A 17403-nucleotide genomic window follows, 5' to 3' on the forward strand; every position below is an offset into this window, starting at 1 on the left:
GTTGTCCGTCTTACGCAGGTCTAAGGGTGCCATGTTTGCCGGACCCGTCTCACACCGGCACGGTCGCTGTGACCCGGCGCACGTGTCCGTGCTCACGCCGGCACCCGGACACCCGCCAGGTTTCCCAGCATGCGGCGGGTGCTGGGCCCGACCACCGCCGCCCACTCCTGCGGGGTGTCGGTGAGCCAGCGGGCCATCAGGGCCGCGAAGCCGGGGACGTGCCGGCCGAGGTCGACCAGTCCGCGGTCGAAGAGGGTCGCCCCGTCCGGGGTGCGGACCAGCAGCAGCCCGGTGCGCCTGACCAGCTCGCGCATCCCGTCGCCGTCGTCCTCGCGCTGTGCGGCGGCCGCGTGCAGCAGCGCGTTCAGGACGCCCGGGTCGCGCTCACGGCCCAGCAGGAACTCCAGGAGCTCCCGGCGCAGCGGTCGCGAGACGGGGGTGCCCGCCGCACCGAGGACCGTCGCGAGGGCCGCCCGGACCGGCTCGGGACCGTCGTCGAGCAGCTCGGTGACCAGCGGCAGCAGGACGGTGCGGGACTCGGCGCCCTGGTCCAGGCGGCGCTCGACGAAACTGGCCACCTGCCCGGCCAGCTCCGGCCGCAGCTCGGCGGCCTCCAGGACCAGCCCGGTGACCCGCCGGGCGAGGGCGGGCGCGGTGACGTGGACGAGGGTGCGCAGGACCTGGCCCGCGTCCGGTCCGCGCAGCCGGGCGCGGAAGGCCTCCAGGACCTCGTCGGGGTGGGTGGCGAGGGCGGGGACCAGGGCGGCGGGCGTCAGCTGGTGGTCGTCGTCGGCGAAGTGCCGCAGTGCCTGCGGGAGATGGCGGGCGCGGGTCACCGGGTCGCGGACCAGCAGGGCGAGGGCGCCGCCGTGCAGGGTGCAGTCGGCGGGGCGGGCGAGCAGGGCGAGGGCGGCGTAGCGGAGGAGTGCGCGGTCGGGTTCGCTGCGCACGTGCGGGGCGGTGCGCAGTCCGTGGGCCACGGCGGCCACCCGGCGGGCCGGGCGTTCGTCGTGCGCCCAGCGGTCCACGGCCCGGCACACCGCTGACGGCTCGTCCTCGGCCAGTACGGCGAGCAGTTCGTCGCCGCGCCGGTGCGCCGCGTCCACCAGCACCTCGGTCAGCTCGTCCGGAGCCCGGCGCCGGTGGGTGTGCAGCAGCGCCTGGGCCGCCGTCGCCACGGTGGCGTGCGGCATCGCGGGCAACGGCCGCTCGTCGTCGAACCACCGGGTGAGACACGGCTGTACGGCGACGGGGTCGGCGGCCAGCAGCCGGGCCACGGCGTCCAGGTAGCGGGGGGTGGCGCCGTCGGACTCCTCCGTCGCCGGCCGGGCCGGCGGCCGGGTCGGCCGGGGGCCGAAGCGGCTGATGCCGACGGTCTCCGGCAGCGGCTCGTCGGCGAGGACGAGCCTGCGCAGCAGGTCGAGGCGGGCGGCGTCCGGGAGGGCGAGCTCGGTCCAGAAGTCCGGGCCGAACTCCGGCGGCACGATGCGCTGCCGCCCCATCACCCGGTCGGCGAGCAGGCGCAGCACCCCGGTGTACGGGGTCGCGTCGGGCAGCCGCAGCAGGGTCTGGGCGAGCAGGCGCGCGGCCCACCAGGAGCCGGGGTCCAGGTCGAGGGCGTGCGCCAACTCGTCGAGCCGGGGCGCGAGTCGGGCGGGCCCGTACTCGCGGTCGAGCAGGAGCAGGGCCTGGACGACCGGGCCGGCCCTGTGGTGCGGGACGGGCAGCGAGTGGGCGGCCAGGGCGGGGCGGGGGCGGTGGACGAGGGCCTGCAGTGCCTCGTCCAGGTCCAGGTGCATGCCCTGGATCCAGTCGGCGAACTCCTCGTGGGCGAAGCGGTAGCCGCCGCCGGCCGGTACCAGCAGGCCTTCGGTGAGCACGGCGGAGGCCCAGCCGGAGCCGCCGCCGAGGTGGGCCGGGACGGGTCCCCAGGGGAACACCGCCTCGAACGACTCCCGGTCCAGCTCGCCCTGCCCGGGACCGAGACTGCGCCGGGCGGCCTCGTGCACATGCCCGGAGACCCGGGCGGCGAGCCGTCGTACGGCCGTGCCGCGCAGGCCGTTCTCGGCGGCCAGGCGGACCGCGATGCGCAGGCACATCAGGTCGAGGTGGGCGGCGAGGACGTCGTGCCGGTCGAGGGGGTCGTCGTCGACCGGGGCGTCCGGGAGGGCGGCCCTGACCTCGGAGAGCAGTCGCAGGGCAAGGGGGTGGCGGGCGTCGCGGTCGACGAGGGCACCGTCGGGGATGCCGTAGCGGGAGCGGGCGCGGCGGGCCTCGTCGGGGGTGAAGGCGGTCAGCCGGACGCAACCGGGGTCGCCGGGGCCCCGGTGCAGCAGGTCGGGCGGGAACTCGTTGCCCGCCCGCTCCCAGTACTCCGCACGGCAGGCGAGCAGGAGGCGGGCGCCGGTGTCGCGCAGCCAGTCGGCGGTGCCCTCGGTCCAGACGGGGAGCCGGTGGGCGAGGACCGGGGGCATCTCCTCGGGGCCGTCCAGCAGGAGGAGGAGCGGGCGGCCGGCGCGGGCGGCGAGCCGGGCCAGCCGCTCCACGGTCAACTCACCTAGATCACTGGGGAGTTGGGAGCGGGAGGCGGCGACGATCCGGACCGCGCGCTCCAGGGAGCGGCGGGCGGCGACGGCGACGGAGTCGTCGGCGTCCCTCAGGTCGGCGCCGCGGAGCCAGAGGGTGGGAGCGGGGTTCGCCGCGCGGGTGCGGCGGGCGGCGAGTGCGGCGAGTTCCGTGGTGCGGCCCGTTCCGGGGGCGCCGACCAGGGCCAGGACGGCGGCCGTGGGCTTTCCGGTGGCGGTGGGGGTGCCTTCGGCGAAGGCCGACAGTTCCCTTGCAGTCTCGGCTCGTTCCACCGGTGGTACGGGACCGGTGTACTCGCCTGTGAGTGCCGTGAAAGGTGGTGGTGCCGCTGCGGGTGGGTGGGGGCTGGTCGCGCAGTCCCCCGCGCCCCTTTGGGGCGCCCCGGGGTGGGGCGTTCCGGGGTGGGGCGTTCCGGGGTGGGGCGTTCCGGGGTGGGAGGCGGACATGCGGGGGGCCGCGGAGCCGATGTGTCCGGCCAGGGCTCCCGGAGGGCCGTCCTGGCGCACCGAGGTCGCTGTCAGTTCGAGTACGCCCGCGAGGTTGAGGTCGATGCCGTAGGCCGGGACCGTGGCCGCGTTGGTGGCCAGGAGGTCGGCGAGGGGGCCGCAGCCGGGGTGGTGGAGCGGGACGGCGAAGCCCACGTCACGCTGGCCGGACTGGAGCGCGGTGCCCAGGACGGCCAGGACCGCGCCGGTCTCCGCGTCCAGGACCGGGCCGCCGGCCACACCGCCGCCCAGCCGCAGGGCGTCCCGGCCGGCCGTGCCGATCGCCAGTTCCAGGGCGTCTTCGAGGAGGTGGAAGCGGTCGGTGGCGGTGTACGTCACCTGGGTCGCGGCCAGCACCCGGGCCTCGCGCCAGCGGTCGGCGGCGACGCGCACGTAGGCGCCGGCCGGGATGCGCTCCCGTACGCTGATCGGGAGCGGGTCCACGGCGAGGCCCTCGGTGCGGACCAGGGCCAGGTCGTGGGCGGGCAGCGGCACGACGGCGTCCGAGCCGACCACGCAGGTGCGGTCGCCGGCCGCGTGCAGCACGATCCGGGCCAGGCCGTCGACGGCCTCGTGGCTGGTGATGAGCGTCCCGTGGTGATCGGCCAGGAAGCCGGTACCGCGCGGGCGCCCGGCGAGGTCCCGGATCCGGACCAGCCGCTCGTCCAGCCCCGGCCCCGTCTCCTGCACCGCCTCCCGCGCGCCCGCCGCCGTCCGGCGACCGCTCCCGGTCCGCGGGCCGCGTCCCGCCATGATCGAACCTCCCCGCCCGTACACCCGTGCCCTTGTCCGGGGCCGACTTCGACCGTAGGCGCGAAATGATCAGCGGGACAGAGCGGGCGGTGAACGCGCCCCCCTCCGCTCCCCCGGTTCACTCCGAGCGCCTGCTCGGTCGGGTGAATAGCCCGGGGCGGGTGGATACACCCTAGGGGTGGGGGAACCGAGGGGGGACCGTGGAGCGGCGGCGGCGCCAGACCCCGTGGTCGCCGCTCCACGGGCAGGGCCCGACGGACTCGGCGGCGCAGGTGGGCCCGGACACCCCCCCCCCCCCCCCCGCGAACCGGCCTCAGGTGAAGACGGCGAGGCTCTTCGCCTTGCCCTTCTGCTCCTCCACGAGCGCCAGGAAGCGGCCCTCGGGGTCGAACACGGCGACGGGGCCGGCGCCCGCGTACTCGTCGGGCATCTCCAGCCGCACGCCGTTGGTGAGCAGGCGGGCCCGCCGCTCGTCGACGTCCCAGCGGCGGAACGCGGCGCCCGCGGCCTCCGCGATCGGCATCACGGTCAGCTCCTGCTGGAGCTGGTCGAGGGTGCGTGCGGAGTCCAGCTTGTACGGGCCGACGCGGGTGCGGCGCAGCGCGGTGAGGTGACCACCGACGCCCAGATCGGCGCCGAGGTCGCGGGCGAGGGCCCGGATGTAGGTGCCGGAGGAGCAGACGACGGAGACCACCAGGTCGAGGACGGGGGTGCCGTCCTCGGCGACGGCGTCCCGGACGTCGTACACGGCGAACGACGAGACGGTCACCGGGCGGGCCGGGATGTCGAAGTCCTCGCCGTCCCGGGCCCGCTTGTACGACCGTACGCCGTCGATCTTGATGGCGCTGACCTTGGACGGGACCTGCATGATGGCGCCGGTCAGCTTGGCGATGCCGGTGTCGACGGCCTCGCGGGTGACCGCGGAGGCGTCGGTGGACGAGGTGATCTCGCCCTCGGCGTCGTCGGTGACCGTGTTCTGCCCGAGGCGGATCGTCCCCAGGTACTCCTTCTCGGTGAGGGCGAGGTGCCCGAGGAGCTTGGTGGCGCGCTCGACACCGAGGACGAGGACACCCGTGGCCATGGGGTCGAGGGTGCCTGCGTGCCCGACGCGCCGGGTGCGGGCGATGCCCCGCATCTTGGCGACGACGTCGTGCGAGGTGAAGCCCGACGGCTTGTCGACGATGACTAGGCCGTCGGGCGGGGTGGGCTTGCTGGTCATTCGGTGGCGTCGTCCGTCTCGTCGGCGTCGTCCTCGCCCGGCTTCTTGTACGGGTCGGCCTCACCGGCGTAGGCGGCGCCCGCGGAGGCCTCGCGGACCTTCGCGTCGGACTGGCGCGCCCGGTCGAGGAGGTCCTCGATGTTGCGGGCGGTGTCCGGGAGGGCGTCCGCCACGAAGGCGAGGGTCGGCGTGAACTTCACACCGGCGGCACGGCCGACCTCGGACCGGAGGATGCCCTTGGCGCTCTCCAGACCGGCGGCCGCGGCCTTCCGCTCCTCCTCGTCGCCGTACACCGTGTAGAAGACGGTCGCCTCCCTGAGGTCACCCGTGACCCGGGTGTCCGTGATGGTGACGTGGGTACCGAGCCGCGGGTCCTTGATCCCGCGCTGCAGCTTCTGGGCCACCACCTCTCGAATGAGGTCCGCCAGCCTTTTCGCCCGCGCGTTGTCGGCCACTGGTCCGTCTCCCGTTCTTTCTTCTTGTCGTTCTCAGGTCTCAGGTCTAGTCGTCGTCGCCGTGGAAGCGCCGTCGGACGGACAGCAGTTCCACCTCGGGGCGGCCGGCGACCAGCCGTTCGCACCGGTCGAGTACGTCGGTCAGGTGCGCGGCGTCGCCGGAGACCATGGCAAGGCCGATGCCGGCCCTGCGGTGAAGGTCCAGGTGGTCCACCTCGGCCGCGCTCACGGCGTACTTCCGCTGGAGTTCGGCGACGATCGGGCGGACGACGGAGCGCTTCTCCTTGAGCGAGTGGATGTCGCCGAGGAGGAGGTCGAAGGACAGGGTCCCCACGTACATGTATGTATCCGGTTAACCCGCCGGTACGGGATCGATGGCCCTGTCAGGAACGGTACCCCGTCCCTGCCGGGGGCTCGACCGACTTTCCCCGGTGATGGGGGTCGGCAACGTCACCCGCCTTCCGCCCGCCCACCCGACTCGATGGGTCAGGAGGTGACCGCCACGGGGCTCCGCCCCGGACCCTGGCCTTCGCACACCCACCACCCGACTCGGTCGGCCAGGAAGAGCACAGTCTCGGTCCGCCGAACAGACACCCCCCGGGGGGGCACCTTTTCAGCTCACCGAGTCGGGTGGTGGGTGGGCGAGGTCGGGGTCCTGGGCGGAGCCCCGTGGCGGGGGCATCCCGACGGGAAAAGTGCCGGCCGACGGTACCGAAGTCCCGTCGGCCGGCTACCAACCGTAGGCCTTACACCCGCGGCTTCTCGCGCATCTCGTACGTCGCGATGACGTCGTCGATCTTGATGTCGTTGAAGTTGCCGAGGTTGATACCGCCCTCGTAGCCTTCGCGGATCTCGGTGACGTCGTCCTTGAAGCGGCGCAGGCCCTCGATGTTGAGGTTCTCCGCGATGACCTTGCCGTCGCGGACGAGTCGGGCCTTCGTGTTGCGCTTGACCTCGCCCGAGCGGATGAGGACACCGGCGATGTTGCCCAGCTTGGACGACTTGAAGACCTCGCGGATCTCCGCCGTACCGAGCTCGACCTCCTCGAACTCCGGCTTGAGCATGCCCTTGAGGGCCGCCTCGATCTCCTCGATCGCCTGGTAGATGACCGAGTAGTACCGGACGTCCACGCCCTCGCGCTCGGCCATCTGCGCCGCGCGGCCGGCCGCGCGGACGTTGAAGCCGATCACGATGGCGTCGGAGCCCATCGCCAGGTCGATGTCGGACTCCGTGACCGCACCGACGCCGCGGTGCAGGACGCGGATGTCGACCTCTTCGCCGACGTCCAGCTGGAGCAGGGAGGACTCCAGAGCCTCGACGGAACCAGAAGCGTCACCCTTGATGATGAGGTTGAGCTGCTGGACCTCGCCGGCCTTGAGCACCTTGTCCAGGTCCTCGAGCGACACGCGGCGCGTGCGCTTCGCGAAGGCCGCGTTGCGCTCGCGGGCGGCACGCTTCTCCGCGATCTGGCGGGCCGTACGGTCCTCCTCGACCACGAGGAAGTTGTCACCGGCGCCCGGGACGTTGGTCAGACCCAGGACCTGGACCGGCGTGGAGGGGCCGGCCTCGGCGACGTTGTTGCCGTTGTCGTCGAGCATCGCCCGGACCCGGCCGTACGCGTCGCCGACCACCATCGTGTCGCCGACCCGCAGCGTGCCTCGCTGGACGAGGACCGTCGCCACGGCACCGCGGCCGCGGTCGAGGCGGGACTCGATCGAGATGCCCTGCGCGTCCTGGTGCGGGTTGGCCCGCAGGTCGAGCGAGGCGTCCGCGGTCAGGACGACCGCTTCCAGCAGGTCGTCGATGTGCAGACCCTGCTTGGCGGAGATGTCGACGAACATGGTGTCGCCGCCGTACTCCTCGGCCACCAGGCCGTACTCGGTCAGCTGACCGCGCACCTTGGTCGGGTCGGCGCCCTCGACGTCGATCTTGTTGACCGCGACGACGATCGGGACGTCGGCCGCCTTGGCGTGGTTGAGCGCCTCGACCGTCTGCGGCATGACGCCGTCGTTGGCCGCGACGACCAGGATCGCGATGTCGGTCGACTTCGCACCACGGGCACGCATGGCGGTGAACGCCTCGTGACCCGGGGTGTCGATGAAGGTGATCTTGCGCTCTTCGTCGTTGACCTCGGTGGAGACCTGGTAGGCACCGATGTGCTGGGTGATGCCGCCGGCCTCGCCCGCGATGACGTTCGTCTTGCGGATGGCGTCGAGCAGTCGGGTCTTACCGTGGTCGACGTGACCCATGACGGTGACGACCGGCGGACGGACCACCAGGTCGTCCTCGCCGCCCTCGTCCTCGCCGAACTCGATGTCGAAGGACTCGAGCAGCTCGCGGTCCTCCTCCTCCGGGCTGACGATCTGAACCTCGTAGTTCATCTCGCCGGCGAGGAGCTGCAGGGTCTCGTCGGAGACGGACTGCGTGGCCGTGACCATCTCGCCGAGGTTCATCATGACCGCGACGAGCGACGCCGGGTTGGCGTTGATCTTCTCCGCGAAGTCGGTGAGCGACGCGCCGCGGGAGAGACGGATGGTCTCGCCGTTGCCGCGCGGCAGCATCACGCCGCCGACGCTCGGGGCCTGCATGGCCTCGTACTCCTGGCGACGCTGCCGCTTCGACTTGCGACCGCGACGCGCCGGACCGCCGGGACGGCCGAAGGCGCCCTGCGTGCCACCACGGCCACCGGGACCGCCGGGACGGCCACCGAAGCCGGGACGACCGCCGCCACCGCCGCCGGGACCGCCGCCGAAGCCGCCGCCACCGCCGGGAGCACCGCCGGGACGACCGGCGAAGCCGCCGCCACCGCCCGGACGGGCGCCACCGCCGCCACCGGGACGACCGGCGAAGCCGCCGCCGCCACCGGGACGACCGGCGCCGCCGGGACGACCCGCACCGCCGGGACCGCGACCGCCGCCACCGGGGCCGGGACGCGGGCCGGCAGCGGGACGCTGCGGCATCATGCCGGGGTTCGGACGCGGGCCCGCGGAGCCGCCGCCGGGACGCGGACCGCCCTGCGGACGGGGCATGCCGGACGGGCTCGGGCGGGAACCGCCGGGAGCCTGGGGACGCGGACCGCCGCCCTGGGCGCCGGGCGCCTGCGGACGGGGACCCGCGCCGGGGGCACCGGGACCACCGGGGCGCGGACCGCCCTGCGGGCGCGGGGCCTGCGGGCGGGCCATGCCGGTGGAGCCACCGGACGTGAAGGGGTTGTTACCGGGACGCGGACCGGCCGGACGGGCACCGCCCGGACGCGGGGCCTGGCCACCGGGACGCGGCGCCCCCTGGCCGGGACGGGCGTCGCGCTGGCCGGGGGCCGGACGGCCGCCGGGGCGCGGGGCACCCTGGCCCGGACGGGGACCGCCGCCCTGCGGACGCTGGCCCTGTGCGGCGGCCGGGCTCTGTGCCGCGGCGGCCGGAGGGGCCGGCGGGGCGGTGAACTCGGGCGCGGCCGGAGCCGGACGCGGCGCGGGCTTGGGGCCCGGGACGGGACGCGGGCCGGAGGCGGCCGGCGCGGGGGTGACCGGGGCCGGAGCCGGGGTCGCGGGCGCCTGCGGGGCCGCGGGGGCCGCCGGGGCCTGCACCTGCGGCTGCGGGGCTGCCGGACGCGGGGCACCGGGCTTCGGTGCACCGGGACGTGCCGCCTGCGCCGGAGAGGGCGCGGCGGGCCTGGGGGCCGCCTTGCGCGGGGCGGGCTTGCCGGCGGACTTGCCGTTGCCACCGCCCTGGAACGCGTCGGTCAGCTTGCGTACTACGGGCGCCTCGATCGTCGAGGACGCCGAACGGACGAATTCACCGAGTTCCTGGAGCTTGGCCATGACGACCTTGCTCTCAACCCCGAACTCCTTGGCGAGTTCGTATACCCGGACCTTAGCCACTTCGCTCCTTTTAGGTCCGGGTGCGTCCGGACCGTCGCTACTTCATGGGCGTACTCATCGCGTGCTCATCGAGTGCTCATCGCAATCTCGACCTACTTCCAACTCGCGGGGTACCAGAGCCGCACGGACGTTCCGAACGACGCTTCTTACGGTGTTACTGCTCGACGTACCGGCGCAACGCCTTTACGTCCAGCGGACCCGGGGCGCGCAGCGCCCGCGGGAGTGCCCGGCGGCGCACCGCCTGGTCCAGACAGACCTGGGCGGGGTGTACATATGCACCCCGGCCGGGCAGCGTACCGCGAGGATCGGGGACGCATTCGTCCTCGACCGCCACGATCCGCAGCAGTTCGGTCTTGGCCGCTCGCTGCCTGCACCCCACACAGGTGCGCTCAGGGCATGCGCGGGCATGCGTCCGGCCAGACACCGCTAAGTCTACCTCCCCGAACCGACCTCACCCCTTCGGGGCAAAGATCGAACGCCCGTTGTCGTAATCCAAGCGACCTGCGGCTTGGAACTATTCCCCTCGTCCGAGTGAACCTCGGCTGGCCCCCGACCGGGGGCCGGCCGGGTGATCTACTCGGGCGCCTGCTCGGTGTCCGGCCGGATGTCGATCCGCCAGCCGGTGAGCCGGGCGGCGAGCCGGGCGTTCTGCCCCTCTTTGCCGATCGCCAGTGACAGCTGGTAATCCGGCACGGTCACCCGGGCGGACCGGGACGCCAGGTCCACGACCTCGACCTTGGAGACCCGGGCCGGGGACAGCGCGTTCGCCACCATCTCGGCCGGGTCGTCCGACCAGTCGACGATGTCGATCTTCTCGCCGTTCAGCTCGCCCATGACGTTGCGGACCCGGCCGCCCATGGGGCCGATGCAGGCACCCTTGGCGTTCAGGCCCGAACGGGTGGAACGGACCGCGATCTTCGTCCGGTGACCGGCCTCGCGGGCGATGGCGGCGATCTCGACGGACCCGTCGGCGATCTCCGGCACCTCCAGGGCGAAGAGCTTCTTCACGAGGTTCGGGTGGGTGCGGGAGAGCGTGACGGAGGGGCCGCGGACGCCCTTCGCCACCCGTACGACGTACGAGCGCAGCCGCATCCCGTGCGGGTAGGTCTCACCGGGGACCTGCTCCTGCACCGGCAGGATGGCCTCCAGCTTGCCGATGTCGACGAGCACGTTCTTCGGGTCGCGGCCCTGCTGCACCACGCCGGTGACGATGTCGCCCTCGCGGCCGGCGTACTCGCCGAGCGTGGCGTCGTCCTCGGCGTCGCGCAGCCGCTGCAGGATCACCTGCTTGGCGGTGGTGGCGGCGATCCGCCCGAAGTCCGACGGGGTGTCGTCGAACTCGCGCGCCTCCTGCCCCTCCTCCAGGTCCTCGGGGTCCTCCTTCGCCCACACGGTCACGTGCCCGGTGTTCCGGTCGAGCACCACGCGCGCGTGGCGGCGGCTTCCCTCGGTGCGGTGGTAGGCGATGAGGAGGGCCGACTCGATCGCCTCGACCAGCAGGTCGAAGGAGATCTCCTTCTCCCGAACCAAGCCCCGCAGGGCGCTCATGTCGATGTCCACGGCTACGCCTCCTCCTCTTCCGTCATGTCCTTCTTGTCCTTGCGGTTGAACTCGACCTGCACGCGCGCCTTGTCGATCTCGGCGAAGCCGAGTCTGCGGCCGGTCGCCTTGCGGCCCTTGACGCCGGGCACCTCCAGGGAGAGGCCCTCGTCGTCGACGTCCAGGATCCTGGCGACCAGTTCCCCGCCCTCGGCGAGCTGGAACCTGACCAGCCGGTCCACGGCGCGCAGGTAGTGCCGGTGCTCCGTGAGCCGGCGCTCCGCGCCGGGGGTGCCGACCTCGAGGGTGTACTCCCCCTCGCCCATCGCGTCCGTCTCGTCGAGCTTCGCCGAGAGCTCACGGCTCACATCGGCGATCTGGTCCAGGTCCGCCCCGGTGTCGGAGTCGACGACGACGCGCAGCACACGCTTGCGTCCGACGGAGTCCACGGCGATCTCTTCGAGATCCAGTCCCTGGGAGGTGACGAGCGGTTCCAGGAGCTCTCGCAGCCTCTCGCTCTGGGTGGTGCTCATCCGGGTGACTCCTCGGCCGCGTGTGCTGTTGTGGGATGGGTCGCGTGTCTGGTCAAAGGGTATCGGGTCGTGAGGGGTGTTGCGTGCGGGTGCCTCCGGCCGTGGGGCCGAACGCCCTGCGGGGGTCGGGGGGCTGAGGTTGTCGGGCGGGTGCGGGTGGTTCGGGGCCGGTCGCGCGGTTTCCCGCGCCCCTTTGGTCGGCTGCGGCGGGGGGCGCCGAGGCGGTGACGTCAGTTGTGGGGGTGCACCGGTAACGTGATCACGGTCGGGTGCATGTCCGGCCGTGTGTTCGTACGAGCCCCCTTGAGGACGTCTGCCGTGTCGTTCCCCTCGCTGTTGCGCAGAAGGAGCCTGATCGTTTCGGTGGCCTCGGCCGCCGTGCTGACGGGCTGCTCCTCCGGTTCGGACGCCGCCGGGAGCGGTGGGAGTACGTCCGTGTCCGCGCGGGCACGCGCGCGTGCGGCGCGGGACAGCCGGGAACTGCTGCGGCAGTACGACGCCGTCCTCGCCGTCCATCCGGCGCTCGCGGAGCGGTTGCGGCCGTTGCGGGCGGAGGTGGCGGCGCACGCGGCGGCGTTCGAGGAGGGCACCGCGCCCACGGCGTCGGGCTCTGCCTCTCCCTCGCGCACGGCGTCCGCGGCGGCCTCGCCGGCCGTGGCCGCCGACGAGAAGTCCGCGCTCGCCTCGCTGGCCGCAGCCGAACGGAGCCTCGCCGACCAACGGGCCAAGGCGCTGCTGGACGTGCCGGGCGAGCTGGCCCGGTTGCTGGCCGGGGTGGCGGCGGCCGGGGCCGGACACGCGTACCTGCTGACGAAGGGTGACCGGTGAGCGACGAGGCGGAGGCGGGCGTCCTCAAGGCGCTCCAGGCAGCACTGGCGGCCGAGCACGCGGCGGTCTACGGCTACGGAGTCGTCGGCGGCCGGATCGGCGGGCAGCGGCTGGCCGAGGCACGCTCGGCGTACGACGCGCACCGGGCCGGCCGCGACGCGCTGGTCCGCGAGGTGCGGGACCTGGGCGGTACGCCCGTCGCCGCGAGCGCCGCGTACGCGCTGCCGTTCGCCGTCACGGACACCGCCACGGCCGTACGGCTCGCGGCCGAACTGGAGGAGCGGGTGGCCGACGTGTACTCCGACCTGGTCCGGGCCTCCGCCGGGGAGCGGCGGGGCTCGGCGGCGGCGGCGCTGCGGGAGGCCGCGGTGCGGGCGGTGCGCTGGAACGGGGAGAGCGTAGCCTTCCCTGGGCTCGCCGAACGGGCGGGTACCGGCGTGGCTTCCGGAGCGACGGCCGGTGGGTCGGCCGCGCCCTCGCTGACGGCTTCGGCCACCCCCTAGAGACCTGGAACGGGACTGGAACAGGAAAGGAACGACTCGCGTATGGCTTTCGAACCGCCGAGGCGCCTGGTGAGGGCGCTCGGTGAGACGGCGCCGGACGGTGACGAGTGGCTGAAGAAGCTGCCGGGTGCGGTGGAACAGGCCGTCGCGCAACGCGAGTTGACCGTGGAGCGGGTGCAGGTGCCGGGCGGCCGCAGCAGTGTGGTGCTGCTGGTGCGGCGGTCGGACGACACGCCTGCCGTACTGAAGCTGGCGCCACGGCGGGCCCGGCCGGAGAGCGAGGCGGCGGCGCTGGCGCACTGGGGCGGGCTCGGTGCGGTGCAGGTGCTGGAGGCCGACGGGCCGGCGGGGGTGCTGCTCGTCGAGCGGCTGCATCCGGAGGTGTCGGTGCGGTCCCTCCCCGAGGCGAAGGCGCTGCTGGAGGCGGCGGGGACGCTCCGGCGGTTGTGGGTGCCGCCGCCGGGGACACACGTCTTCGAGACCGTGGCCGAGCGGACGGGACGGCAGGCCGCGGCGATGGCCGGGGCGGCCGGTGACGCCGAGGTGGCGCCGTTGGTGGCGGCGGCGCTCGCGGCCCGGGAGGAGTTGCTGACCGCGCCGCCCGAGCAACGGCTGCTGCACGGCACGTTCCGGCAGAGCAAGGTGCTGGCCGGGGAGCGGATGCCGTGGCTGGCGGTGGGGCCGGATCCGGTGGTCGGGGAGTGCGCGTTCGATCTGGCGCGGCTGGTGCGCGACCGGGTGGAGGACCTCATCGCCTCGCCCTCCGGGGCGTCCATCACCCGGCGGCGGATCAAGCGGCTCGCGGAGTCCCTGGAGGTCGACCAGGAGCGGTTGCGGGGGTGGACGCTGTTCCGGGCGGTGGAGTCGGGTGTGCGGGCGCTTCGCGTGGGGCGGCCGAAGGATGCGGAGCTGTTGCTCGAATTCGCCGGGTGGGTTTGACGACTTCGGGTGCGGGTCCGGTGGGGCTGGTCGCGCAGTTCCTCCCCCAGCCTCCGGCTGGGGGTACCCCCAGCGCCCCTGGCGGGGCGCTCAGCCCTGCCCCGGTTTCAGGGCAAGGACCGGGCAGTCCGCCGCCGCCCTGCGGGCTCGTCTGCGGGTGCGGGGTGGGACGGGGCGGCCGTCCAGCAGCGGGTAGCCCCACTCGTCCAGGGTGATGTGCTCGGGGAGCAGCTCCGCGCACAGGCCGTGGGCCTGGCAGGAGGTCCAGTCGATCGTGATGTGCTGGTCCATGTCAGGCCCTTTCTGCGGGTACGGGGAGCAGCGGGGTGTGGTCGGTCGCCGTGCAGCGGCCGTGGGCGTGGGCGTCCAGTTCGGTGGCGAAGGTGGTGAGGGCGCTGCGGACCAGGCGGACCGTGCCGTCCGGGTGGTGGCAGGCGCCCCGGCCGGCCACCAGTCCCGCCCAGCGGAAGAGGTCGGTGCGGGCGGTGCCCTGCGGGCCGGGGGTGGCCAGCGTACGGAAGGCGGCGGCCATGCGCGGGAGGCCGTTGAGGCAGGGGCCGCACTGGCCCGCCGACTCCAGGGCCAGGTGGCGCAGGACGCGGGCCGTCTCGGCCGGGCCGCAGCGGTCGGCGGGGAGGGCGGCCAGCACGCCTGCGCCCAGGAAGGCGGCGGACAGCGGGACCCGGGCGGCCTCGGCGGCGGGGATCCAGGTGCCGTGGTAGCCGCCGACCAGGGCCGCCGACATGCCTTCCAGCGGGAGGAGGCGTCCGACGGGCATACCGAACGGGGCCTCCACGACCCGGACTTCGCGACCCGGCACGTGCAGGGTGCACAGGGCGCTGCCCGGCTCGGCGGGGGTGCCGGCCGAGCGGAACCAGTCGGCGCCGTAGCGGGCGACGAGGGCCAGGTGGGCCAGGGTCTCGACGTTCTGGACCAGAGTGGGGGCACGGCGCACGCCTCGTTCGCGGACCGGCGGGACCGGGTGGGCGGGGCGGGCGGGGCCGCCGGAGAGGTACCGGACCAGGGCCGAGGCCTGGCCGGACAGGAACCGGGCGGGCAGCCGTACGACCTGCACGCGCACCGGGTCGTGGCGCTGGGCGAGGGCCGACTCCAGGTAGGAGGCGCCGTCCTCGACGGCGAGGTACGCCTGCGCCGCACCGACCGCCTCGGCCGCCAACTGCAGCCCGTCCAGGACCAGATGGGGCGACAGCCGGAGCAGGGTCCGGTCCTTGTGGCTGGCGGGTTCACTCTCCGCGCCGTTCGCGACGACCGTCGGGGCGCGTCCGGTGCGGCGGGCCGCGTCGGCCACCGAGACGAACTTCCGGTACGCCGGGAAGCCCGCCCCGCCGCGTCCGGTGAGCCCGGATTCGGCCAGGGTCCGCAGGAGCGCGGCCGGATCGCCGTACCCGAGGGGGCCGTAGCGCTGTTCGTGCGTGGTGCGGTCGGCCGGGGTGCCGCCGGGGGCCAGCAGCCGCGGCGGCATGTGGACGTCGGTGCGGAGCGTCGTCATGCGTGGGCCCCTTCGGTGTGCAGCAGTGCGGTGGGGGTCCGGCGGGCGGCGCGGACGGTCCGGGCGGTGCGCAGGGCGAAGGCGGCGACCACCGTCGCCACGCAGCTGACGGTCAGCCAGGTCATCCAGTCGGCGCCGGAGTCCGTGCCGATGCCGATGCCGTGGACGAGGGCGACCGGCCAGGACCCGTACGCCAGCCAGTGCACGGCCCGCCAGGCGCGGTGGCCGAGGCGCTCCCTGAGAAGGCTGGTGACCAGGACCGCGAGCATGAGGTCGAGGGCGACCGTGCCGAGGCCGAGCCAGAGCGGCCGGTAGTCGGAGACGAAGGGGACGAGGGCGTCCAGCGCCGTGATGTTCACGTAGCCGTCGACGACCGCCACGGTGACGTGCAGGGCCAGGAAGGCGGTGGCGGAGAGGGAGAGCATGCGGTGCAGGCTCATGGTGCCGAAGCGCGGCAGGCCGGGCAGGCGGGTGCGCAGGCGGACCGCGATGCCAAGAAGGACGACCACCGTGAAGAGGACCAGGCAGACCACGCCGGTGGCCCGGTTGACGTACCAGAGGGTTTCGGAGGTCACGCCGCAGCCTCCGGGGCCGGGAGCGGGGCCGGCCAGCCGGGCGTGGTGACGACGGTCCCGTCGTGCGCGACCAGGCGGGCGGGCAGGCCGAGGCGGGTCAGCCAGCGTGCCGCGCCGGCGCCCTTGACCAGGGCCGCCGTGGTCGCCGCGTTGGCGTCGGCGCAGTCGGCGGCGGCCACCGAGACCGTGCGCCACGGAGAGCGCACCGGCAGTCCGGTGCGCGGGTCGAGGATGTGGTGCAGGTCGTGGCCGCCGCGCTGCCAGCGGCGGGCGCCGGTGCCCGAGGTGGCCAGACCGCCGGAGCGCAGGCAGACGGTGTCGTACGACCCCTGTGTGGGCGTCTCGTCCACCGGGCCGGTGACGTCCTGGACGCGGATCCGCCAGCCGCTCGCCGGGGGCTCACCGGCGACCGCGGTGTCACCGCCGAGGCTCACCAGCACTCCGCAGCCGGCCGTTTCGGCCAGCGTCCGCGCCGCCCGGTCGGCGGCCCAGGCCTTGGCCGTCGCGCCCAGGTCGAGGCGGACGCCCTCGGGGACGGTGACCGTGCCGCTCGCCGGGTCCAGGGTGACCTTCCGCCAGCCCGGGACGCGGCGCACCCGCAGGGAGACCGGGCGGTCGTCCTCGCGGACCACGGTGAAGTCGCGGTCGTACCCGATCGCGTCCATCGCCGAGCCGACGGTCGGGTCCACCGTGCCGTCCGTCGCCCCGGCCGCACGCAGGGCGACGCCGAGTGCCTCGGCGAGCAGTGGGCTGACCCGGACCGGGCGGCCGTGGGCGGTGTCGAGGGCGGCGAGTTCGGAGTCGGCGCGGAACCTGCTGCAGGCCGCGTCGACCTCGGCCAGCTGCCGGGCGAGCAGCAGGTTGCAGGAGTCCAGCAGGGTCCGGTCGGTGACGACCAGGCGGACCGTGGTGTCGAGGGCACGCCACTCGGCGGCGGCCGTCGGGCGCGGGGCGCGGGCGGCGGTCATGACGCCCCCGAGGTGGCGTCGGAGGAACTCGATCCGCTGCCGGAGGTGAGCCCGTCGGAGGACGCCTGGAGGTCCGAGCCGGACGAGCCGGAGGAGCCGGACGAGCCGGACGAGCCGGACGAGCCGGTCGAGCCGGACGAGCCGGTCGACGTGCCGGACGAGGAACTGTCCGTGCCCGAGACCGAGCCGGAGCCGCCGGAGCTCGCCGTCGTACCCGTGCCGGTGCCGCTGGTCGCCGTCGTGGCGGCGTCCGACCGCACCATGCCGACCAGGGCGAACACCCCGGCCGCCGCGGCCAGCGTGACCGCCGCCGCCACGGCCGCCGTACGCCGGCCGCCCCGGCGGACCGCAGCGGCCGCGCCCCTTTCCCCGGACTTCTCGCCGTGCACTTTCTCGGTCATGACCGATCCCCTCCCGCGTGACTCTCTGTCACGCATCACGTTCGGGTACCGGCCTGAGAGAAGCCTGTGAGACTCCCGTACGGAGCGGAAGAACCGCCTGAGACGTTCCTGAAAAGCCGCGGCGGCCCCCGGTGTGCGACACCGTTGTTCGGCGGTCCGGCGTCGGCGTCGGACCACTCGTAGCCGGAGTTGATGTCCGGGGCGCCGTACGGGTAGGCCAGCATGAAGACG

General features: G+C 74.2%; 16 protein-coding genes. 3 read left to right on the top strand and 13 right to left on the bottom strand.

Annotation, left to right across the window (positions count from 1 at the left end; genetic code table 11):
- Positions 1-92: 92 nt before the first annotated feature.
- The 8 genes from AB0472_RS43980 to rimP form a co-directional block, all read right to left on the bottom strand.
- Positions 93-3824, bottom strand: a complete 3732-nt coding sequence (locus AB0472_RS43980) for a trypsin-like peptidase domain-containing protein (protein WP_366365140.1) — start codon at positions 3822-3824, stop codon at positions 93-95.
- A 313-nt stretch (positions 3825-4137) separates the two neighbouring features.
- On the bottom strand, positions 4138-5043 hold the full coding sequence (gene truB / locus AB0472_RS43985) for a tRNA pseudouridine(55) synthase TruB (RefSeq protein WP_366365141.1): 906 nt from the start codon (positions 5041-5043) through the stop codon (positions 4138-4140).
- On the bottom strand, positions 5040-5498 hold the full coding sequence (gene rbfA / locus AB0472_RS43990; RefSeq protein WP_351502553.1) for a 30S ribosome-binding factor RbfA: 459 nt from the start codon (positions 5496-5498) through the stop codon (positions 5040-5042). Before rbfA ends, truB begins: the two co-directional genes overlap by 4 nt.
- Positions 5499-5544: 46 nt before the next feature.
- The gene (locus AB0472_RS43995) at positions 5545-5838 is read right to left on the bottom strand and encodes a DUF503 domain-containing protein (protein WP_046732584.1); all 294 of its coding nucleotides are present in this window, start codon (positions 5836-5838) and stop codon (positions 5545-5547) included.
- A gap of 406 nt (positions 5839-6244) precedes the next feature.
- Positions 6245-9376, bottom strand: a complete 3132-nt coding sequence (infB, locus tag AB0472_RS44000) for a translation initiation factor IF-2 (protein ID WP_366365143.1) — start codon at positions 9374-9376, stop codon at positions 6245-6247.
- A 154-nt stretch (positions 9377-9530) separates the two neighbouring features.
- The gene (locus AB0472_RS44005; protein ID WP_294004377.1) at positions 9531-9800 is read right to left on the bottom strand and encodes a YlxR family protein; all 270 of its coding nucleotides are present in this window, start codon (positions 9798-9800) and stop codon (positions 9531-9533) included.
- Between the two features lie 149 nt (positions 9801-9949).
- Positions 9950-10936, bottom strand: coding sequence for a transcription termination factor NusA (gene nusA / locus AB0472_RS44010; protein WP_351719893.1), 987 nt, complete (start codon positions 10934-10936; stop codon positions 9950-9952).
- Positions 10937-10938: 2 nt separating this feature from the next.
- Positions 10939-11448: a ribosome maturation factor RimP gene (gene rimP, locus AB0472_RS44015; RefSeq protein ID WP_366365145.1), complete on the bottom strand. Its 510-nt coding sequence runs from the start codon at positions 11446-11448 to the stop codon at positions 10939-10941.
- Positions 11449-11766: 318 nt separating this feature from the next.
- Between rimP and AB0472_RS44020 the strand changes: the two genes are divergently transcribed.
- The 3 genes from AB0472_RS44020 to AB0472_RS44030 are packed head-to-tail and all read left to right on the top strand — an operon-like array spanning position 11767 to position 13718.
- Positions 11767-12276: a hypothetical protein gene (locus AB0472_RS44020; protein ID WP_366365147.1), complete on the top strand. Its 510-nt coding sequence runs from the start codon at positions 11767-11769 to the stop codon at positions 12274-12276.
- Complete coding sequence (locus AB0472_RS44025) at positions 12273-12779, top strand: ferritin-like domain-containing protein (RefSeq protein WP_366365149.1); 507 nt, start codon at positions 12273-12275, stop codon at positions 12777-12779. The genes AB0472_RS44020 and AB0472_RS44025 overlap by 4 nt, the downstream gene beginning before the upstream one ends.
- Before the next feature lie 42 nt (positions 12780-12821).
- A complete protein-coding gene (locus tag AB0472_RS44030) occupies positions 12822-13718 on the top strand; it encodes an aminoglycoside phosphotransferase family protein (RefSeq protein ID WP_366365150.1) in 897 nt (298 codons plus the stop codon).
- Positions 13719-13808: 90 nt separating this feature from the next.
- Here AB0472_RS44030 and AB0472_RS44035 read toward each other — a convergent pair whose 3' ends face one another.
- Genes AB0472_RS44035 through AB0472_RS44055 form a run of 5 tightly spaced genes read right to left on the bottom strand, consistent with a single transcriptional unit; the run spans position 13809 to position 17172 of the window.
- Complete coding sequence (locus tag AB0472_RS44035) at positions 13809-14009, bottom strand: ferredoxin (protein ID WP_366365151.1); 201 nt, start codon at positions 14007-14009, stop codon at positions 13809-13811.
- A gap of 1 nt (position 14010) precedes the next feature.
- Positions 14011-15228, bottom strand: a complete 1218-nt coding sequence (locus tag AB0472_RS44040; RefSeq protein WP_366365152.1) for an NADH-ubiquinone oxidoreductase-F iron-sulfur binding region domain-containing protein — start codon at positions 15226-15228, stop codon at positions 14011-14013.
- On the bottom strand, positions 15225-15803 hold the full coding sequence (locus AB0472_RS44045) for a ferric reductase-like transmembrane domain-containing protein (protein ID WP_366365153.1): 579 nt from the start codon (positions 15801-15803) through the stop codon (positions 15225-15227). Before AB0472_RS44045 ends, AB0472_RS44040 begins: the two co-directional genes overlap by 4 nt.
- The gene (locus AB0472_RS44050; RefSeq protein WP_366365154.1) at positions 15800-16771 is read right to left on the bottom strand and encodes an FAD:protein FMN transferase; all 972 of its coding nucleotides are present in this window, start codon (positions 16769-16771) and stop codon (positions 15800-15802) included. The genes AB0472_RS44045 and AB0472_RS44050 overlap by 4 nt, the downstream gene beginning before the upstream one ends.
- Positions 16768-17172: a hypothetical protein gene (locus AB0472_RS44055; RefSeq protein ID WP_366365155.1), complete on the bottom strand. Its 405-nt coding sequence runs from the start codon at positions 17170-17172 to the stop codon at positions 16768-16770. The genes AB0472_RS44050 and AB0472_RS44055 overlap by 4 nt, the downstream gene beginning before the upstream one ends.
- Between the last annotated feature and the right edge of the window lie 231 nt (positions 17173-17403).

Source organism: Streptomyces sp. NPDC086777, from assembly GCF_040702065.1.
Classification (GTDB): Bacteria; Actinomycetota; Actinomycetes; order Streptomycetales; family Streptomycetaceae; genus Streptomyces.